Raw genomic sequence first — 17,929 nt, 5'->3', positions numbered from 1 at the left:
CTATCCCTGTCCATCCCCTGCGGTGAGTCGGACAATTGTTGATTTTTGCGGGAAAATTAACCACCAGAAATAATCGGTAGGGGTGTGTTAGCTAGGGCTAGGACACCCTTATTAGTTTAAAGCAGTTATCTTGATAGTGAGGTACGAAGTCTCTGGTTTTAGGGAACTCTGGAACAGGCAATGGGAACAGTAGCTAGTCCTATTGGCATTAGTTTTGTGTAGTGATTAACTGACGGTGATAATCGCCCCATAACCGGGCTGCCTGTTGACTACTGCCGGAAGTGGGAGAATTATTATCATTCCCTAACCAAATGCCTGTCACCCAGTCGCGACGGGGAAGATAGCCGATAAACCAGAGATCCACATAATTATTAGTAGTTCCCGTTTTACCCGCTTCTCCCATGCCAATACTGGCAGCGCCGCCTGTCCCATTAGTTATCACCCCCCGCAATAAACTATTCATCGTTTCGGCGGTTTTAGGGGAAATTACCTGCTGATTTCTCTCGCTATCCTTGCCATAGTCATAAATAACCCGACAGGTACTCAAATCCTCCACATTTTTACAGTCGGAAGCGTCGAGAATGCGTTTAATGGCGTGGGGACGATTCCAGCGCCCGCCATGGTCAAAAACCCCATAAGCGCCGGTCATTTCTAAGACATTTACCTCGCTTTGCCCTAAAATTAGCCCCGGTACGGGATTTAAAGGTGATTTTACCCCCAAAAGTTCCGCCACATTGACCACATTACTTAATCCTGCCTCGCGAGCAATGCGAAGGGCGACACTATTTTCCGATTGCGCTAAACCTTGAAACATATTGATGGCCCCGCTACTGCGTTCACAGGGAGAATAGGCCTGTCCTTGCCAAGAGAGTCCAGCGCAGGTATAGGTTTTATAGGGCGATATTCCCTTTTCTAGGGCGGCAGCATAAGCAAATACCTTAAAAGTGGAACCGGGTTGACGTTTAGCTTGGATAGCGCGGTTAAATTGGCTTTTTTGATAATCAACTCCCCCGACTAAAGCGAGAATTTCCCCAGTTTGACTGTTTAGGGTAACTAAAGCTCCTTGGGAGTATCGATAGCGGGGGCCTTGGTTTAAGACATTATTTTTTAAGCTTTTTTCTGCGATCGCTTGCAGCCGGCGGTCTAAACTGGTTTCAACGATAAAATTGCCCTCTTTCGCCACTTCTTCCCCTAAAAGATCCTGTAATTCCTCGAAAACGTAACTATAAAAATATGGTGCAATCGTACTAGACAGGGATTTTTTGGCTTGGGGACTGATTTCAATGCGGGATCTGCGAGCGCTGGCGGCCGCTTCCGGGGAAATCATGCCTAATTGAGCCATGCGATCGATGACACGATTGCGTAATTGTACGGAAGTGTCGTAATCTTGAATGGGATTAAATAGATTCGGGGCGGGTAACATAGCCACAAGGGTGGCAGCCTCGGAGATATCTAAATCTCTAGCGGATTTATCGAAATAAAAGCGGGCTGCATCTTCAAAACCGTAACCGGCCAAACCGAGATAAACTCGATTGAGATAGGTTTTGAGAATTGTATCCTTACTATAGACTGCTTCTAATTGTAAGGCGACAACCATCTCCCGGAGTTTGCGATCGGCAGTATTTTGGCGACCGACTTCGGGGAATAAACTACGCGCTAACTGTTGAGTCAGGGTGCTGGCCCCTTGACGAATGCCTTGACCTTGCCAATTAATCATAACAGCCCGGACAATCCCGAAAGGATCAACGCCAAAATGCCAGTAAAAACGACTATCTTCGGAAGCGACAACCGCCTTGGGCAGATAGGGAGAAAAATCGCCCAGATTATCTAATTCTTGGTGAGTTTCCTGTCGCCTGGGATTGAGGGGAGTTTGACCATCCCTAGCATAAACCACCACCGGACCGCTCACCCCGGAAGGGAGTGGATAAACATTAACTCTGCGACTTTCCCAGATAACCGCTAGAACTAATAAACCGAAAATACCCCCCGCACCATAGAAACCATAGCGCAAAAGTTTCGCCCACAGGGGAGGGGGACAGTAATAGGAGATGGTGACACAATTGGCTAAATCTGGAGGGGCCAGGGTAAAGGTATCACCATGACGCAGGGAAACGCTTTTCAGACGACGTTTACCCATATAAACCCCGTTAGTGGAGTTTTCATCTGTGAGCAGGAAATTATGGGGATTTTTCGGGTCCCGCTGCAGGGAACAATGAATCTGACTCACCACGGTATTACGGATAGTAATATCACAGGAACTGGAACTACGACCTAACAAATAGCGATCACCAATGAGGGGATATTTGCTTTCCCCGCTGCCATTCTCGTTTTTAAGGCGTAATTCAGGAACTATCGCCCCTTTTTTGAGATTTACCGCCTGAAAATTCACCTTTCCTTGCAATTTCTGCACGGCAACGGTGACAAGTTGACTAATTTGGGTTTTCGGCGACTGGTTAGACATAGTTTTTATCAGTTATCAGCTTCTGAAGGCAAGTGGGGAAGTGGGGAAGTGGTAAATTTCAACTAAAACCCTAACACCCTAACACCCTAACACCCCAATTCATCCCCAATATGCCTAAATTGCCATTTTAGCCTCTAAAGCTTTCAGGTATTCCGTATTGACTCCCGACTCGCGAATCAGAGCAATTTTACCGGTACGGGCCACCTCGCGAACGCCAAATTTATTCAGCATTTGCATAATTGCCACCATTTTACCCGGATCCCCCACCACTTCGATGGTCAGGGTTTCCTCGGAAATATCCACAATCCGGGCCCGAAATACCTGCGCTAATTCGATCACTTCCGCTCGGCGCTCGGCGGTAGCATTAACTTTAATCAGCATTAATTCCCTTTCCACACAAGGGGTTTGGGTGATATCCTGCACCTTGAGGACGTTAATTAATTTGTAAAGTTGTTTGGTTAACTGTTCGATGCTGTCCTCGTCCCCGGGTACTACCATCGTAATCCGAGAAACTCCCATCTGTTCAGCCGGACCCACAGCCAGACTTTCAATATTAAAGCCGCGACGGGCGAATAATCCAGCAATACGGGTTAAGACTCCCGCTTCATCTTCAACTAATACGGATAATGTGTGTTTCATGGCGCTCTGTCTGCACAACCTATATTTCACCATTTTGACACTCCCCGCGCTAAAGCGACGGGGATTCTTGGTTCAAAGAGATTACTTGCTTAGACAGAATTACTTCTGAAAAAGTAGAGGTATTCTCTCCCCAAGCGTTCATCGGGTCTAGCCCAAAAGTTCCCGTATGCCCTACGGTACTTAACCCTTTTTGAAGGATGATTAAAGTCAGTAAGAGAGTCGCCTCTCCTACTGCTCTACAAAACGGAACGTGACAATTTCTCGTCATTCCGCTCCTCAACTACACGGGGTTTGTCATTCCTACGTCATTACCAACATATCCTTTACCCAGATGTAATTATCTGGTATGGGCGGTTCTGGCTTGACACTATTGCAGTCAGATTTGTTGCCTAGACTGCCATCATTGGCTGTCTTTTCATCATGGCAATGTCGATGAAGAAGTTGGAGGTTATTGTAACTGTTATTCCCCCCTAGTGATTTAGGGGTGATGTGGTCTATCTCCATTAAATCCCCATCTCTTAAGAAGTGTCCACAGTGAGTACATTTCCCTTTTTGCTTTTTCAACAGTTTTGAAATTTCTGTTGGCATTTCGGGATGAGTCCCCATTCTTGAACTCCAATAAACTAGGTTTCCATCGTAGGGTGAGGCGTTCCCTTTGACCTTCACATAGCGTCGGATTTCCGTTTCTCTATGTTCGTACAACCTTAGAGGATTATTTTCTTCTCTGGTTGTGAAAGCCCAGTTATTGCCACCTATTGTGTGAAAGTGTCTTTTAGAAATCCACTTTCTTCCTTTGTTTCGATGGCGTTTTATCCCCCATTTGATGAGTTTATGCCCTAGGATGTGGGTTAATCTTTCAAAGATTTTCTGACTAACCACTGTTGAGAAGTAATTGCACCATCCTCTTATTACAGGGTTTAACCTTTTAATGAGTTCAGCTTGGTTGATTCCCTTGCTGGTGTTTATGATGCGTTTAAGTTCTCTATAGTGTCTTATTTGACTCTCTTTGTTAGGGGTTATTATTGTTTTGAAACCAAGCAGATTACCTCTGACTTTTCCCGAGGTGTATTTACCGACGGGAAATTGTCTTATATTAAACCCTAGAAAGTCGAATCCAGCTTGTTCGCTTTCATCTTCTCTCAGTGTGTGGGCTATTCTTGTTTTACTTGGTTTTAACTCAAGTCCGATGTTTTGTAACCATCCCTCTATTTCCTTTTTGATTAGGAGAATAACCCCTAGGTTTTCATGTAGTACCACAAAATCGTCTGCATATCGGATTAAGGTCACTGATTTTATTTTGTCTCTAACACTCATTTGTGTCCCGTCTTTGCGTTTCATGTCAAATGAGGGTGCTAGATTCATAACCAATTCCTCTAACCCATGAAGTGCTATATTTGCCAATAATGGCGATAACACTCCGCCTTGCGGTGTACCTTCTGAGGTTGGGAATAACTGTTTGTCGTCTATGACTCCTGCTTTTAACCATGATTTGATTTGTTTCCTCATGGTTGGGTAGGTGTTAAGTTTTTCTAACAGTTTTTGATGGTCAATGCGGTCAAAGCATTTAGCTATATCTGCATCAAGAACATACTTTGCCTTTTTGTTAATGGCTTGGAATATCCCTGCTATAGCATCGTGACAAGAGCGTCCTACTCTAAATCCATAGCTGTTAGGCTCGAATTTGGCTTCCCACTCTGGTTCTAGTACCAGTTTAGCTAGTGCTTGTAAGGCACGGTCTTTCATGGTAGGTATTCCTAAAGGTCGTTTTTCGCCGTTGGGTTTGGGAATCCATACTCGGCGTGTGGGTTTGACCTTTGTTCCCAAGTTTAGTTCAGTCATTAGGGTTAACCGTTGTTTTGGGGTTAGAGATTTAACTCCATCCACACCTGCGGTTTTCTTTCCTTGATTGTCTTGGGTTACTCTACGCACCGCTAACGCTTTAGCACTGTAGGACTTTAACAATAATTTTTGGAGTCTGTGAACCTTCTTGACATCTCCACAACTAGACGCTCTGAAAATTCGTTTTTGTAACTTAAAAACCTGACGTTCAACCTTTTTCCAATTGATGTCTTGCCAAGTCTTCCATTTATCCATCTGTTGAACAGTGGTCATAACTTTTACATTACTACTTACAACTTTTCATTCCATGTAATCGTGAGTCCGTCTGCATATCCTATTCGTTACAAATAGGCGTTGGCTTTTGACTCAATCTTTCCCTACTATTACCTGCTGTATTGCAGAGTTTTCGTCTTAGCTGACTGCTCTTAGTTTTCGACCTTTACTAAAGAGTAATAATAAGGTTACTTCGTTCCTCATAACCTTTGGTTTGTTCCCTTTAGGATGTCATCTCTTTACCGAGTTTTTGGGTAACGCTTGGTATATCGATACAAATCCTTATACCACCCTATACTATTGACCTTTTGGTACTGGCAGTGTGTCAGCCTTATTTCACTGCTTCGCCGTAACGGTAATTCGGACGATGACTTAACTTTCGTTATCCATAGGAACTTGCTTACGGTTGACTTATTTAGGCTATAAGTCGCTTTTTCCGCTCGATTCCCTGCTTTACGGATTGATGGCTAGTCGCTACCGTAAGGGCGTTTGCTTTCATTCCTGCGTCTGGAAGGTAAGACTTGGGGTTTCTAGGATACGGCTCTTCTAGGTTCTGTGTGAGCATGGTATAATAGTAACACAGAACAGGAGGTGGGTTATGTGGATAAATTTTGATCAACTCCTCGATTTACCAAATGCAACAGTGGTCAATTATCAAAAAATTGCTCAGACAATTTTCCTAAAGCTTGCTCTTTTAAATGAAACAATTGAATGTCCGAATTGCCATCAAACCTTAGACAGAATCAATCAGACAGAGTATAATCTAGTCAGAGACTTGTCAATATTAGGTAATCCAGTATATTTAGAAGTACCACGCCGTCAGTTTCATTGTCAAAAGTGCCAAAAGTATATCAGCGAAAGACTGAGTTTTATGAGATTAAGACAGCATCATACAATTCGCTATGAATCGATGATTTATGAGAGAGTAAAAAATTGTAGCATCGAAGAAATAAGTCGAGAAGAAGGGTTAGGATGGTCAGAAGTTGAGTTAATATTTAATCACTGTGCTAAAGAACTAGAAAAGGAAGAGTGGGAAGCACCAGAACGAATAAGCTTAGATGAATTTAGTAACTTAAAAGGACATAAAGATTTCATAACAACGGTCGTAGATATGGACAAGAAAATTTTACTAGATGTGATTAAAGGACATAAGCAAGAAGAATTAATGGAAGCCTTAAAAGCACAGCCAGACGCAGTTCGGGAGAAAGTGAAAGAAGTGAGCGTCGATATGTGGTCAGGATTTACAGCAGTGATCAAGGAATTATTTCCCAATGCTAAAATCATCTATGACCGTTTTCATGTAATGGCTATCATCAATGACGAGCTTAATAAATTGAGAAAGTTAATGGGGGTGCATGAAAAAGGATTACCTCATTTATTATGGAAGAATAAAGAGGACTTAAAGGACGAGCAAAAACAACAACTAGAAGTTATCTTAAAAGAACATCCATGCTTAGGAATAGCCTGGGAAATGAAAGAAGAAATTAGACAAATTTATCAAAGTAGTAGAACGTTCAGAGGTGCTGAGAGAAAATTGGAAAAATGGATAAGAATAGGCGGGATATTATATGAAAGTAGTGCCAGGATGATCCAGAAGCATTTGCCAGGTATTTGTAATTACTTTGAAAATCAGACAACCAACGGATTAATTGAGGGAATGAATACCAAAATAAAGCTTATTAAAAGAATGAGTTATGGATTTACCAATTTTGAACATCTTCGACTTAAGCTGTTTGCTTGCTTTAATTCATAACAAAAATTAACACACGAAAACCAGAAGAGCCAGGATACTAGCCCTCACTTACAAGGTTATGAAGTTGTCATCTGCTGAGGATTAAAGTGCGTACTCAACCCAGTTAGGGTTACTCAACAGAGGCCAGTCATCCCCCTATTTCTAGGTTTCGACTGAACGAATCGCACTTGATAGCGGCGTTTTCATCTCGATCTAAAATACATCCACACTTGCATTTATGGGTTCTAGTCGATAAAGATTTTTTGACAGTTTTACCACAGTGTGAACAGTTTTGGCTTGTATAGTTCGGCGTGACAGCAATTGTTATCTTGCCGAATTTAACCCCAAAATACTCCTGCCATTCTCGAAACTGATACCAGACCGCATCATTTATCGATTTAGCTAAACAATGATTCTTGACTAAGTTCTTAATTCTTAAATCCTCGTCGGCTATCACATCTAAGAAGCGAACTACGCACCTTGCTAACTTCACAGCAAAGTCTTTACGTTGCCTACTTATTTTAAGATGAGCCTTAGCCAATCTTTGTCTAGCTTTTTGACGATTTTTACTTCCCTTTTTCTTTTTAGATAATCGTCTTTGAAGTCGTTTTAATCGTTTCTCAGACTTTCTCAAGAATTGAGGATTGTCAACCTTGTTACCCTCATGATCAGTATAAAAAGAAGCTAATCCCACATCTAGTCCGATACACTTACCTGATGGTTTAACATCCTCTTTTACTTCACAAGAAAGAACAAATTGACAATAATAGCCGTCAGCGCATTTAATAAGCCTAACTCGTTTAATGTCAGACTGCTGAAAGTATCCTAAATCCCAAGTACCTTTTAGTTTAAGTGTTCCAATCCCCTTTTGGTCGCTAAAGTGAATAGTTTTAGGATTAATTAGCTTCCATCCTGTTGTTTTGTATTCAACCGAGCGGGAAAACTTTTTAAACTGAGGATAGCCTTTCTTTCCGATTACCTTCTGCTTACAGTTGTCAAAGAAACGGGAAATAGAAGACCATGCCCTTTCAGCCGATGCTTGCCTTTCTTGAGAATTTAATTGACTAGCAAATTTAAAGTCATGGGACAAAACTCGACAATAAGCTGATAGATCATACTTATTTACACCGGGAGCATCTCACCTTTGCAATGAGCATAAATACTTAGTAGAAAAATAGGCTTTTCGAGGGTAATTCTTGTTTTAATTCTCCATGTACGCGGTCTTTAAAAGCCTCTATTTCGTTCCAAGACACGATTAAGAGTGGCTTTTAGGCTAAGTATAATTACTCATCGCGTAAGTGAGATGCTCCCATTTACACCTTTGTTGTCCATCCAATACTTTAAGCATTTATTACGGATGAATTGAGCGGTGCGGATAGCATCGTCTATAGCCTGATACTGTTTTAATTTAGCCTCAACTTTAAACTCTAGGACAAACATTTACTCTAAAATTTTAAGAATAAACTTATTTTAACACATTAAATATTAAACTGACAACCCATCACCTAAAAGCCGCCCTCTGCTACGCGGGCATGGCGGGGAACCTTAAACCCAAGTTTTCGGTAAGACAGGAGGCAAGGCCAGAACAGTCTATCTTCTCTGAGGGATTCAGGTAGAAACCTCTACTCTGTCAAAGTTTATATCCAATCTTCCTCATCCCCTTTGTTTACCTCCCGCTCTTGGTTTTCATCCTGAGCAGGGGGCGTAATAATCCGATAATTGACATCGTAAACTTGATCGGCTTTTTCCCCGCGAGTCTGTTTGGCTGTGCGGTAACTATAGGAATAAACTGAGCCAGTTTGAGAACTGTCCTCTGGAGGCTTGACAAAATTCGCTTTTTTCCCATCAGCAACCCTAGGCGGGAATTCTTCCCGATCCTGAATGGTAGTCGGTTTTTCGGGGGGTGCATCAAAATTCCAATCATCACCGCTATCTCTTTCCCAATCGTTACCCGGTGCAGAAGCAGCAGAATCCTGAATATAGGTGGGTCGGGAAGACGGGGGTGGGACTGTAGGATTATTCGCTATACGAGGGGAAGCTTTTGGGGCGGCCAAAGGACGACCAAAACTATAGAGAAATTGCAGGGTTAAACCACTGATAATTCCCGCTAGGGTGAAAAGTAACACCCAGACCGCTAGGGGCAGTTTTACCGTCATAATACCGCCAAAAAAGACCAAAGTGATCACCCCCAGATTCTGCCAGATCAGTAATCCGCCTACAGCGATCGCAAATAAGACCATAATCCAGCCCATTTTTACCTCCCTTGACTCAGTGATCAGTAAACAGTGATCAGTAAACAGTGATCAGTAAACAGTGATCAGTAAACAGTAAACAGGTATAAAGATAAAGATAACTAACTAATTAACTTAAAACTTAAAACTTACATCTGATAACTGATAACTTACCCACTGATAACTGATAACGGATAACTGATAACTTACCCACTGATAACTGATAACTGATAACTGATAACTGTCAATGTCCTTGCCAGCGATTAATTGTCATACAATCGATATCTAACTGATCGAGAGTACGAGCGATGACAAAATCGACCAAATCCTCGATCGATTGGGGATGGTGATACCATGCCGGTATTGCTGGCACAATTCTAACGCCCGCCTCGGCCAAAGTGGTTAAATTACGCAGATGAATTAAACTAAAAGGGGTTTCTCGCGGCACTAAAACCAATTTTCTGCCCTCCTTAATCTGCACATCGGCCGCTCTTTCTAGCAAATCGGAACTTAATCCCCCCGCTAATTTGGCCACTGTACTCATGCTACAGGGAATAATTATCATACCAAGGGTGCGATAGGAACCACTGGCGATCGTTGCCCCCACATCACCCCAACGATGACAGCGTAGTTTTCCCCCTTCCATCACCCCGCATTGACTGCGCCAAAATTGTTCTTGCAGCTCCGGTTCTGGCGGCATCCGAATATTATCTTCCGCTTGCCAGACAGTGTAAGCTGATCTGGAGGCCACTAGATCGATCGTGTAGTCGGCTAAAAGTAGATATTTGAGAGTACGGACAGCATAAATCAGTCCTGATGCCCCCGTAACGCCCAAAATTAGCGGTTTAGATAATTCCTTCAAGCTCTAATTCCTCGATCAATTGTAATCCTCTCGGGTCGCCCACTTTTAATAAAGCACCCCTAGCATCTTCCTTGACACCTAAATCCTCATCTTCCACCAAGGCCTCGATCAAAGCATCGATCGCCGTGGCATAAATCACATTTAAGGGCAATTCTCGGCATAATTGACCGATCGACCAAGCGCAATTACTCCGCACCGCTGCGATTAAATCTCGGCGCAATCCTTCAATTAAAGGCGGCAACACGGTGATGATATCTTCATAATTGACCTTGGCAATCTGGGCCAAACTACTGGCTGCCCATAATCGCACGGCCGAAATATCAGTTTTGAGAGCATGAACCAAAGGATTGATCGCTCTGCGATCGCCACAGTTACCTAGGGCCCAAACTACCCCTTTTCTGACGTAACCATTCCAATCCCTGGCCAGTAAATCGATTAAGGGAGCCACAGAGCTAAGACTGGGATTTCGGCCCAAAGCGTAGGCGACACTAACACGCACCAGGGGACAGACATCGTTTAACATCTCCAGTAACGGGGCGATCGCTCTTTCGTCCCGCAATTCACAAAAGGCGCGGGCCGCGATCATCCTCTCGCTCACATCAGCAGAAGTAAGCAATAAGAGCATTTCCTCGGGATCGGGAGGGATTTCCGCTGCTTGATCCGGATCGCTCGCATCGAGAGGATTATTTAAGGAATTGCTAGAGTCTAGGATTTCATTGTCGTACATACTTGTTAGATTATCTTAATCCGTGACCGCTCACGTCAAGCCCAAAATCAAAAAGTAAGTAGTCGTGCAAAATTAATTTCCTAGTGAAGATAGGCAAGAGGCAACAGGCAACAGGCAAAAGAAAGAATCTGGCAATTCTCCCACCTAAAAACAAGGTCAGAAACTAAGTACATCAAAGCTTTTAGCTTACCAAATTAGGTTACACTTCATCTTGACGAGAAAGGCTGCAGGCTCTCTTATTCTTTGTGTGATAAGTTTAACTGATATAGTGGCGATCAATCTTTGTGTCCTTTGTGTCTGGAGTGGTTCGTTCCAGTCGTTCGCCCGCAAGACTGTATCTTAGAATACATTTTACCCACCAAACCTAAGACAGTCAGCTGCATTTACAAAACCTAGCAGAATAGAAAGTAAATACAGGGCAGACTTTCGTGTTTTTTCGATGCCAAGACGCGGATTTGAACCGCGGACACGAGGATTTTCAGTCCTCTGCTCTACCAACTGAGCTATCTCGGCTTTTTTCAGTCCTTTATCAATATAGCACGCCCTCGAAATAATTGCAAGGTTTTTTTCCAAAAAGTTTTCTGCTTGACTAGATTGGCAAGGTGAGGGTAAAAGTGGTGACAGCATTGGCACTGGTGACATCGATGGTGGCATTCAGGGGTTTAATCAGTTTGTGGACTAAAGCTAAACCTAAACCGGTGCCACTGTAGCGCCAGGGATCGTGGTGAGGAATGCGATAAAAAGGAGCAAATATTCTTGATAATTCCTCTGGAGGGATTTCTACTCCTGAATTGCTCACACTAATTAATATTTGCTCGTCTGCACGCCAGACATTTACCCTAATTATCCCTTGTTCTGGGGTATATTTAGAAGCATTGGTCAGTAATTCCGCTATGATGCGTTCGATATCACAAAGATTGCTGTTAATCTCCGGTATATCCCCATCTATATCTAAAATTAACTGCTGTTGTCGCTCGCGGGTGAGAGTGCGAAAAGGTTCCACTAATAAGGGTAGCCAAGAAAGTAAGTCGATTGTTTCGATCGCCGGGGGTTCGGTTTCCGCATCCAGATAGGTTAAAGTCAACAGATCATTAACTAACTTACTCTGACGCTGAGATTCAATGTTAAGAATTTGCAACAGTTGACCGATCGAATCCTCTGGATCGATCTCGATCCCTTGATATTCCAGGAGACTTTCTAAGGTTTCCACCGCTAGACGAATGCTGGTAATCGGGGTTCGCAGTTCATGGGAAAGGGTTTTCAGGAATTCGCTTTTTAATCTTTCCAGTTTTTCTAATTCCCTCACTTGTGCTTGGGAAGATTCGTACAGTCGTGCCTGGCGAATGGCGATCGCACATTCGGTGGCAATATGTTGGATCAAATTAGTTTCTAAGGAGTTAAAAATTTGATTAGCTGGTCTAATTAGCCAAATATTGCCCAAAAAACCCTGATCGTCAAAGATAGGACAAGCGCAACGGTTAACACGACAGATTTGGGGATTGCCAAGGGGAAGACGATCAACAAATTGTAAAATTTGTTTGTGCAGCAGCGGTTGATAGATTTCAGGAAAATCGCTAATTTGACAGCTAATTCCCTGACAGATAAGCTCTTGAGTGGTATATTCGTGGACAATAGTGGCTTGGCTGCGACTGGGATTGTAAAGCTCAATTTGGGCCCGTTCTACGGGTAAAACCTGGACTAATTCCCTAGTGGTGGTTTGCAGAATATGATTTTCATCGAGACTATCGCGAATTTTTTCGGTAATCCGTCCGATTAATGCTTCATACTTCAAACTCATCTGCAATTCGGCAGTTCTTTGCTGAACCTCCGATTCCAAGGCAGTATTCAAGCATTTTACCCGTTGGTGCAGTTCCGCTTGTTGAATGGCAATTCCCACTTGAATGGCTAATTGTTTAAGCAGATCGATTTCTTGGGATTGCCAAGAGCGAGTTTTTTGGCAATTTTGGGCAATTAGTAACCCCCAGAGTTGGTTATCGCAGATAATTGGCACCACCAAGTTAGCCTGTACTTGCAAAGAGGTGAGTAGGCTGCGATAACAGGGATCAAGTCCCGAATTATGGACATTTTCAATAACTTGAATTCTCCCGCGACGATAATTTTCCAGACGTTCTGGGGATAAATTAAAACAGGGATCCTCGATGCTGTTTCCTAAGACGGAATTAATCCTCGCAGTATGGGATTCCACCACAATCATGCCACTATGATCGGGGAATAAACGATAAATTAACACTCGATCGCAGTTGAGGAATTGTCGCACCTCTTTAACAGTTCTTTGCAAAATGCGATCGAGATCCAACGATTGCCGGATTCTTTCCTGCATTACCCCCAGTAGTTGTTCCCGTTCTGCTTGTAATCTTAAAGCTTCTTCGGCCTGTTTGCGTTCGGTGATATTGGTACTGGTTCCCACCAAACGATAGATACGCGCATTGTTATCCCGTAGGGGTGTTAAAGTTGTCAGCCACCAGTAGGGTATATTTTGAAAAGGTAAATACTGTTCGTAGGAAATAGTCGTTCCGTAACGCACACAATCACTATAGTGTTGCCGCACACTGCGCGCATCATCGGGGGGAAGGATTTGTTCGGGAGTTTTGCCTTTAATATCTGATGAGCGCAATCCTGTCCAGCGTTCATGAACGGGGTTTGCTCCCACATAGCGAAAATCTCTATTTTCCAGCACGTCCACTACAAAAATCGACGCTTGCACGGAATTAAATATACTACGCAGAAACTGTTCGGAATCCTCCTCTTTTAGCTGTGTATCTAGCTCGATCTCGATTTCTGATGGCTGCTTTTCCATAAGAGCCTCCCATTGTGCTAATTGGTGGATTTGGATCGATAATCACAAAATCGTTGGCTACTCCTGGGGCGATTTAACAATTTCTTTAGATTCTCGCACGAATTTTCCCATCCGCTGCCGATTTCGATATATTTCTTTGCAAAAACGAGAAAGCAACCCCAATATACTGAGATCGCTTATCAGTTATCAGTTATCAGTTATCAGTTATCAGTGATCAGGTTTAAGTTTTAAGTTAAGTAGCTAGATACAATTAATTACACATATCTAACTACTTCTTCCATGAGTGCATGAGTGCCTATCCTCACCAAGAAGTTAATTTTGTCCTATTACTTATCGGAGTTCAATTACAGCGTTTCTTATCAAGAGGAAGCATAACCTAATTTGGTATCGACGACCGGCTCTCCAAAAGGAGAACTTCCTACCCCACCATTAGGATAACTGCTTTAATTAGCCAATTATTTTCAGTGATCACTGTTCACTGATTACTGATTACTGATCACTGAATTTAGGCTTCTTGGTTGACAAAAGGCAATAAAGCCATTAAACGGGCCCGTTTTACCGCTTCCGTTAAATCTCGCTGTTGTTTAGAAGTTAAACCGGTGATGCGTCTAGGTAGGAGTTTGCCGCGTTCGGTGATGAATTTGCGGAGGAGTTCGGTGTCTTTGTAGTCAATCGGTTGACTGGGGGAGATGGGGGAGAGACGTTTACGATAGTAGCTCATAGATTTGTAAAGATTGCTTGACTTTTTAACTAAAGTGTGCTTACTTAATTTCCTTGTGGACGGTGTGCTTATTGCAGTGGGGACAGTATTTCTTGATTTCCAGTCTGCCGGTGGTATTGCGACGGTTTTTGCTGGTGGTGTAGCGAGAAACGCCGGGGGTACGCTTATCGGGATTACTGCGGCATTCCGTGCATTCTACAGTGATGATTAGGCGAACGCCTTTTTTACTAGCCATAACAACAGGGGATCGGGTAAATTTACACGCAATCGATCATTATGACATATCTAGGGCTTTTTAGGCAAGAGCGGCCGGGACACCGGCGAGGAATTGTCGGCTGAAAAGTTGATTTTGGGATGAAATCCAGCACAAAAAAGCTAGAATAATCATAGCAGTTGGCGAGGATGAGGAAAAATGACGGTAAGATTGGGTAAACCGATTTTAGTGACGGGGATAGGCATTACCATCGCTTTCACCCTGGGGGAAACTCTCAATAGCAGACTGAGCGAAATCGGTTCATGGGGTATTTTCGGTGCGATTGCTCTTGGTGCCGGTATCTGGTTTTGGCAAAAACCCAACTCGAAAATCGATTTTTCCCTTCCCACTCCCCTGAGTCTAGAAAAGGTTAAACAAGCGATTAGCAAGGCTGAGCAGATAATTAATTATCTGGACAAAGAAGACCCTAATCAAGACTTAACCCCACTCAAAACCAGTTTAACCCAATTAAATCAAGAATTTAGTCGCCAAGACCTGAAAATTGCCATTACTGGTGCGAGAAAAACTGGTAAAACTGCCTTAAAAAAACTACTAGAAAGCGGCAACTTTGGGGAATCTGTCGCTTTTATGGAAACGGAACCGCTTCTAACTCTCGACTCCACCGCTAACCAGAAAAAAGCTCTGGCAGCCGACTTAGTTTTGTATCTCATCAATGGGGATTTGAGCGATTCCGAATGGCAAATTCTCCAGCAATTCGATCGAATGCACCAGCGTGTTATCCTGTTACTGAATAAACAGGATCGTTTACCCGCCGAAACCAGAGAAGAAATACTCCTTTCCCTGAAACAAAGACTGAAAGAAACTATTCCTGCTCATAATATTTTAGCCATAGCCGCTGCCCCCAAACCCCTAAAAGTTCGTCAACATCAAAGCAATGGAGAAATCAAGGAATGGACGGAACCCCAAGCTATTGTTATTGATAATCTAGATAATCATCTCCGACAAATTATCGAACAAGAAAAGTCCGAATTAGTTCTGGGAACTATCTGGAGACAAGCGCTCGAATTAGCCAAGGAAACCAAACAATTACTTAATCAATCCCGACGCAAAAAGGCTTTACCTGTTATCGAACAATACCAATGGATAGCCGCTACTGCCACTTTTGCTAATCCTCTCGCGGCCCTAGATTTAGTTTTAGCGGCGGCCACTAACGCTCAAATGTTAGTGGATTTAGGGGCAATTTATCAACAAAAAATGTCCCTTGAACAAGCAAAAACAGCCATGACTACCCTGGGGAAAATGATGGTACAATTGGGCATGGTAGAGGTGACAACTCAGGCATTGGGAACGATTCTCAAGGGAAATGCGATTACTTATATTGCTGGTGGTACAGTGCAGGGAATTGGAGCAGCCTATTTAACTCGTTTAGCTGGTTTAAGTTTAGTTGAATATTTCCAAGAACAGGAAATTAACGAGCAACTGAATAATGATTGGAATTGGACGAGTTTGCAGAATAAAGTTAAACAGGTTTGGGAACAAAATCAGCGCCTAGCATTTTTACAGGATCTTGTCAAGCAAACGAGCGCTCGTTGGTCGGCATTTTCTGGTTAAAAAATATGGTTAAGAAGTGCGGAAAGGTAAATGCTGACGCAGCACATCCCAGCGCGAACAATCCCAATAATCGATATGAGAAATAATCAGATTATTGTCATCGAGAGTTAATTGGCTGCGTCCAGAAATAGCGATGCGAGGCCGCCAAGGTAAAGGGGTTGTCCAGTGCAATGTCCAACGGGTATTAATAATATTTTCCTGCTGTTCAATTGCGTGGATATCCATCTTGATAGCTTGGAACCATTGACTCATAAAACCAATCATTTCCCGATAGCGTTTAATCCCCCGAAATTGATTGAGAGGGTCTTGAAAATAAACGTTATCAGCATAAATGTCATAGGTTTGATCAATAGGAAATCTCTGATAATCTTGCTGCAAAATAGCGATAATATCCATAAAGTACCAAATTATTCCCGATAGCTATTGCCTTTTTTCACTGCTGAGGGGTCACTGTGAACTATTAAAAGATCACTCCCGTCAAACTAAAGGGACGGACTTCGGTAATTTTAACCTTAACAAATTTGCCTCGCAATTCCTCAATATCTCCCGTAAAGAAAGTTAAGCGATTGCCTCTAGTTCTTCCCATAACTTGACTAGCATCTTTAGGATTAACGTCTTCCACTAAAATTTCCTCAATTCTGCCTAAATATCTTTGGGAACGTTCAGCAGCTTTTGTGGCCACTAAATGATTTAATCTTTGTAAGCGATCGCTTTTTACCTGCTCACTTAATTGATTATCCCAAATAGCGGCCGGAGTACCGGGACGGGGAGAATAGGCCGCCGTATTTAATTGATCAAAACCAATCTCATCGACTAATTTTAAAGTATTCTCGAACTGTGCCTCTGTTTCTCCGGGGAATCCGACAATCGCATCGGCACTAATGGCAGCGTCCGGCATTAAATTGCGAATATTAGCAATAATTTGTCGGTATTTTTCCTGAGTATAGCCCCGTTTCATAGCCTTGAGGATATCATTATCCCCTGATTGAAAAGGGATATGAAAATGTTCACAAACTTTAGGTAATTCCTGACAAGCTTTAATCAAACGTTCGGTAAAATAGCGGGGGTGACTGGTGGCAAAACGGAGACGTTCAATGCCGGCCACATCGTGAACGTAGTAGAGTAAATCGGTGAAATTGTGCAGATGTCGGCCGCTTGCCGTCACTCCGGGTAAATCCCGTCCGTAGGCATCGATATTTTGACCTAAAAGGGTGATTTCTTGATAACCCTGTTGTCCTAATTGTGCCATTTCTGCTCGAATTGCCGCAGGAGTGCGAGATTGTTCCACCCCGCGCACCCCCGGAACCACACAATAGGTACAGCGTTCATTGCAACCATAGATGACGTTCACCCAAGCGGTAATATTACTATCCCGGCGCGGTTTGGTGATGTCTTCCATGATGTGGATGGGTTCGGTGGCCACCACCTGGGAACCGTCAAAAACTTGTTGTAATAAGTCTCCCAAGCGGTTTGCGTGTTGGGGACCGATAATTAAATCCACTTCGGGAACTCGTCTTAATAATTGTTCCCCTTCCTGTTGAGCCACGCAGCCAGCGACAATTAAAGTAAGGTCGGGTTGAGTTTGTTTGCGTTTAGCCTGTCTACCGAGATAGGAATACACCTTCTGTTCGGCATTATCGCGAATTGTACAGGTATTGTAGAGGATTAAATCGGCTTCGTTGGCATCCTCAGACCATTGAAACCCCAAATCTTCTAAAATACCCGCCATGCGTTCGGAGTCAGCTTTATTCATCTGACAACCAAAGGTGGTGATATGGTAACGACGTGGGGATTTATTCAT

The 17,929-nt window shown here is 43.1% G+C and carries 13 protein-coding genes, 1 tRNA gene and 2 pseudogenes; 2 read left to right on the top strand and 14 right to left on the bottom strand.

Annotation, left to right across the window (positions count from 1 at the left end; translation table 11 throughout):
• Nucleotides 1-208: 208 nt before the first annotated feature.
• The 4 genes and pseudogenes from VL20_RS14215 to ltrA form a co-directional block, all read right to left on the bottom strand.
• On the bottom strand, nucleotides 209-2,461 hold the full coding sequence (locus VL20_RS14215; protein WP_052276867.1) for a PBP1A family penicillin-binding protein: 2,253 nt from the start codon (nucleotides 2,459-2,461) through the stop codon (nucleotides 209-211).
• 114 nt (nucleotides 2,462-2,575) lie between these two features.
• Entirely contained in the window at nucleotides 2,576-3,100 is a 525-nt protein-coding gene (gene ilvN, locus VL20_RS14210; protein ID WP_002743360.1) for an acetolactate synthase small subunit, read from the bottom strand.
• 49 nt (nucleotides 3,101-3,149) lie between these two features.
• Nucleotides 3,150-3,299: pseudogene (locus tag VL20_RS32725) on the bottom strand (RNA-guided endonuclease TnpB family protein); the annotation flags it as partial.
• 101 nt (nucleotides 3,300-3,400) lie between these two features.
• The gene (ltrA, locus tag VL20_RS14205; RefSeq protein WP_052275675.1) at nucleotides 3,401-5,212 is read right to left on the bottom strand and encodes a group II intron reverse transcriptase/maturase; all 1,812 of its coding nucleotides are present in this window, start codon (nucleotides 5,210-5,212) and stop codon (nucleotides 3,401-3,403) included.
• Between the two features lie 598 nt (nucleotides 5,213-5,810).
• Here ltrA and VL20_RS14200 point away from each other — a divergent pair.
• Nucleotides 5,811-6,965, top strand: coding sequence for an ISL3 family transposase (locus VL20_RS14200; RefSeq protein ID WP_052275346.1), 1,155 nt, complete (start codon nucleotides 5,811-5,813; stop codon nucleotides 6,963-6,965).
• Between the two features lie 127 nt (nucleotides 6,966-7,092).
• Here VL20_RS14200 and VL20_RS14195 read toward each other — a convergent pair.
• The 8 genes and pseudogenes from VL20_RS14195 to rpmG all read right to left on the bottom strand — a co-directional run.
• A pseudogene (locus VL20_RS14195) lies at nucleotides 7,093-8,082 on the bottom strand (RNA-guided endonuclease InsQ/TnpB family protein); the annotation flags it as partial.
• A 499-nt stretch (nucleotides 8,083-8,581) separates the two neighbouring features.
• Entirely contained in the window at nucleotides 8,582-9,196 is a 615-nt protein-coding gene (locus VL20_RS14190; RefSeq protein WP_052276866.1) for a LapA family protein, read from the bottom strand.
• Nucleotides 9,197-9,419: 223 nt separating this feature from the next.
• Nucleotides 9,420-10,037 (bottom strand): flavin prenyltransferase UbiX, encoded by a 618-nt coding sequence (locus VL20_RS14185; RefSeq protein WP_052276865.1) that lies wholly within the window; start codon nucleotides 10,035-10,037, stop codon nucleotides 9,420-9,422.
• Nucleotides 10,021-10,764, bottom strand: a complete 744-nt coding sequence (locus tag VL20_RS14180) for a HEAT repeat domain-containing protein (protein ID WP_052276864.1) — start codon at nucleotides 10,762-10,764, stop codon at nucleotides 10,021-10,023. Before VL20_RS14180 ends, VL20_RS14185 begins: the two co-directional genes overlap by 17 nt.
• A gap of 440 nt (nucleotides 10,765-11,204) precedes the next feature.
• Nucleotides 11,205-11,277 (bottom strand) — tRNA-Phe (locus tag VL20_RS14175).
• 76 nt (nucleotides 11,278-11,353) lie between these two features.
• Complete coding sequence (locus VL20_RS14170) at nucleotides 11,354-13,582, bottom strand: sensor histidine kinase (protein ID WP_052276863.1); 2,229 nt, start codon at nucleotides 13,580-13,582, stop codon at nucleotides 11,354-11,356.
• Between the two features lie 505 nt (nucleotides 13,583-14,087).
• Nucleotides 14,088-14,303 carry a 30S ribosomal protein S18 gene (gene rpsR / locus VL20_RS14165; RefSeq protein WP_002732313.1) on the bottom strand — a complete coding sequence of 72 codons (216 nt, stop codon included), beginning with the start codon at nucleotides 14,301-14,303 and terminating at the stop codon, nucleotides 14,088-14,090.
• Between the two features lie 40 nt (nucleotides 14,304-14,343).
• Nucleotides 14,344-14,538, bottom strand: a complete 195-nt coding sequence (rpmG, locus tag VL20_RS28820) for a 50S ribosomal protein L33 (RefSeq protein ID WP_002734724.1) — start codon at nucleotides 14,536-14,538, stop codon at nucleotides 14,344-14,346.
• A gap of 177 nt (nucleotides 14,539-14,715) precedes the next feature.
• Between rpmG and VL20_RS14155 the strand changes: the two genes are divergently transcribed.
• Complete coding sequence (locus VL20_RS14155; protein ID WP_052276862.1) at nucleotides 14,716-16,128, top strand: slr1306 family protein; 1,413 nt, start codon at nucleotides 14,716-14,718, stop codon at nucleotides 16,126-16,128.
• Nucleotides 16,129-16,137: 9 nt separating this feature from the next.
• Here VL20_RS14155 and VL20_RS14150 read toward each other — a convergent pair whose 3' ends face one another.
• Complete coding sequence (locus tag VL20_RS14150; protein WP_052276861.1) at nucleotides 16,138-16,524, bottom strand: C6orf136 family protein; 387 nt, start codon at nucleotides 16,522-16,524, stop codon at nucleotides 16,138-16,140.
• A gap of 64 nt (nucleotides 16,525-16,588) precedes the next feature.
• Nucleotides 16,589-17,929: a tRNA (N6-isopentenyl adenosine(37)-C2)-methylthiotransferase MiaB gene (gene miaB / locus VL20_RS14145; RefSeq protein WP_052276860.1), complete on the bottom strand. Its 1,341-nt coding sequence runs from the start codon at nucleotides 17,927-17,929 to the stop codon at nucleotides 16,589-16,591.

The organism is Microcystis panniformis FACHB-1757, assembly GCF_001264245.1.
Classification (GTDB): domain Bacteria; phylum Cyanobacteriota; class Cyanobacteriia; order Cyanobacteriales; family Microcystaceae; genus Microcystis; species Microcystis panniformis.
This window is presented reverse-complemented; position numbering and strand designations above follow the sequence as displayed.

Excerpts from the sequence above, each read along its gene's own strand:
- VL20_RS14215 (WP_052276867.1), bottom strand. The coding sequence starts at position 2,461 with ATGTCTAACCAGTCGCCGAAAACCCAAATTAGTCAACTTGTCACCGTT.
- ilvN (WP_002743360.1), bottom strand. The coding sequence starts at position 3,100 with ATGAAACACACATTATCCGTATTAGTTGAAGATGAAGCGGGAGTCTTA.
- ltrA (WP_052275675.1), bottom strand. The coding sequence starts at position 5,212 with ATGACCACTGTTCAACAGATGGATAAATGGAAGACTTGGCAAGACATC.
- VL20_RS14200 (WP_052275346.1), top strand. The coding sequence starts at position 5,811 with ATGTGGATAAATTTTGATCAACTCCTCGATTTACCAAATGCAACAGTG.
- VL20_RS14190 (WP_052276866.1), bottom strand. The coding sequence starts at position 9,196 with ATGGGCTGGATTATGGTCTTATTTGCGATCGCTGTAGGCGGATTACTG.
- VL20_RS14180 (WP_052276864.1), bottom strand. The coding sequence starts at position 10,764 with ATGTACGACAATGAAATCCTAGACTCTAGCAATTCCTTAAATAATCCT.
- VL20_RS14170 (WP_052276863.1), bottom strand. The coding sequence starts at position 13,582 with ATGGAAAAGCAGCCATCAGAAATCGAGATCGAGCTAGATACACAGCTA.
- rpsR (WP_002732313.1), bottom strand. The coding sequence starts at position 14,303 with ATGAGCTACTATCGTAAACGTCTCTCCCCCATCTCCCCCAGTCAACCG.
- rpmG (WP_002734724.1), bottom strand. The coding sequence starts at position 14,538 with ATGGCTAGTAAAAAAGGCGTTCGCCTAATCATCACTGTAGAATGCACG.
- VL20_RS14155 (WP_052276862.1), top strand. The coding sequence starts at position 14,716 with ATGACGGTAAGATTGGGTAAACCGATTTTAGTGACGGGGATAGGCATT.
- VL20_RS14150 (WP_052276861.1), bottom strand. The coding sequence starts at position 16,524 with ATGGATATTATCGCTATTTTGCAGCAAGATTATCAGAGATTTCCTATT.
- miaB (WP_052276860.1), bottom strand. The coding sequence starts at position 17,929 with ATGAATAAATCCCCACGTCGTTACCATATCACCACCTTTGGTTGTCAG.